The following is a 1,425-nucleotide window of genomic DNA, read 5'->3' on the forward strand; positions in this document are numbered from 1 at the left end:
CGTCGGCGTTTCCCATCCCGGCAGTACACGATCTTTGTTTTGTCGGGATGCAGCCGCAGTCCGACTTCCCGCATCCTGTTCGCGATTGCCTCCCGCAGTCTCCGGGCCTGGCTCTCGCTGACGCAGTGCACGACCGCGTCGTCTGCATACCGCTCAAATGGCACACCCGGATACTCCCGGGCCATCCACAAGTCGAACGCGTAATGCATGAACAGGTTGGCTAGCACGGGTGAAATCGCGGAACCCTGTGGGGTTCCACGATCGCGCCGCTGCAAGGTCCCATCGGGCAGTTGCAGCGGCGCCTCAAGCCACCGCCGCACATACAGCACTACCCACGGGAGATCGGTGTGGGCTTGGACCGCCTTGACAACGAGGTCCCATGGCACGCTGTCGAAGAACTTCTGGATGTCCAAATCGATCACCCAGTCGTACTTCCAGCACCGCTTCCGGCACGTCGCGACCGCATCCAGCGCGGATCGCCCAGGACGGTACCCATAGGAGTCCTGGTGAAAGATCGGCTCGACCTTCCCTTCAAGACGCCGGGCCACCACTGTTTGGGCGATACGGTCGGCCACGGTGGGCACCCCTAGCAAACGAACCCCTCCGCCATGCGACTTCGGGATCTCCACACCTTTCACCGGAGGAGGAAAGTAACTCCCCGAAGACAGACGGTTCCAGATCCGATAGAGATTATTCTTCAGATCTTTCTCGAAGTCCTCGATGGAGCGCCCGTCCACCCCTGGCGCACCTTTGTTGGCCTTGACCTTCTCGTATGCCTCCTGGATCTCCCACTTCGAGATCTCAAACGACTTGTCCAGTGATTTCAACTGGTCCACCCAGCTCCTTCCGGAGAACCTCCGGTTGACCGAACGAACAATCAGTCACGGATGACCCGGCCCCTTCGCTCCCCCTTCATTACAAGGGGTTCACCACTACTACGAGCCGGTCCGCCAGCACGCCCCGCATCGGTACTCAAGCCCTTACGGTTCCTCCGCTTGGGCCTCTCCCTCTCGCTGCCTGTATTTATTCGGGCAGCAATATCAGGGCCTGCCTTCTCACGTTCCATGCGAAAGCCGCAGATCAGACTCACGTCACCTCCGTGCCGGACACCGCCTGGCCAGTAAACGGGATTCCGCCAGACTCATCCCGGAGCAACCACAAATCTCCGGTTCTGATGTCACCTGTCCCCTAACGGCACTTCAGCAGCGATTCACTTGCGTTCGTCTTCCTGATCCCCACCTGACGGCTCTACTGCCGCCTTTTCCACATCGCTCACCACGACGGTCATCAACCAACGCAGCATGTGGCGGTTTGGTGCCATCCCCCGCAGGACGGCACCGAAGGGCCAACCATCCTTCATCTCTCGCACAGCGCCGCATCAAGAAGCTCTCCCTACCTGAGCTCCCTTCTGCGTTCGTGACACAC

The 1,425-nt window shown here is 60.1% G+C and carries 1 protein-coding gene; it reads right to left on the minus strand.

Translation table 11 applies throughout. The features are described from left to right. Positions 1 to 836: group II intron reverse transcriptase/maturase (ltrA, locus tag I8N67_RS41520; RefSeq protein ID WP_200309518.1), on the minus strand; the 836-nt coding region annotated here is incomplete at its 3' end. Positions 837 to 1,425 lie beyond the last annotated feature (589 nt).

Origin of the sequence: Streptomyces adelaidensis, assembly GCF_016598475.1 — a bacterium.
Lineage (GTDB): Bacteria > Actinomycetota > Actinomycetes > Streptomycetales > Streptomycetaceae > Streptomyces > Streptomyces adelaidensis.